1 rRNA gene is annotated in these 341 nt (G+C 44.0%); it reads left to right on the top strand.

Annotated features, from left to right (window positions below):
• Nucleotides 1-78 (top strand): 16S ribosomal RNA (locus ACSIPU_RS30785); the annotation flags it as partial.
• Between the last annotated feature and the right edge of the window lie 263 nt (nucleotides 79-341).

Genomic DNA, 341 nt, shown 5'->3' with positions numbered 1-341 from the left:
ACCACTTTGTGATTCATGACTGGGGTGAAGTCGTAACAAGGTAACCGTAGGGGAACCTGCGGTTGGATCACCTCCTTACCTGAAAGAACCTGCCTTTGTAGTGTCCACACAGATTGTCTGATGAATGATAAATTTCAAAATGTACTGTGAAGTGCATTGTGAAATTTTGCTCTTTAAAAATCTGGATCAAGCTGAAAATTGAAACGACACACAGCTAATGTGTGTTCGAGTCTCTCAAATTTTCGCGACACGATGATGTTTTACGAAACATCTTCGGGTTGTGAGGTTAAGCGACTAAGCGTACACGGTGGATGCCCTGGCAGTCAGAGGCGATGAAGGAC

The sequence above is a fragment of the Klebsiella sp. HN106 genome (assembly GCF_051209435.1).
GTDB lineage: Bacteria > Pseudomonadota > Gammaproteobacteria > Enterobacterales > Enterobacteriaceae > Klebsiella > Klebsiella oxytoca.
Note: the sequence above shows the minus strand (reverse complement) of the source record. Positions and strands in the feature narration are given on the sequence as shown.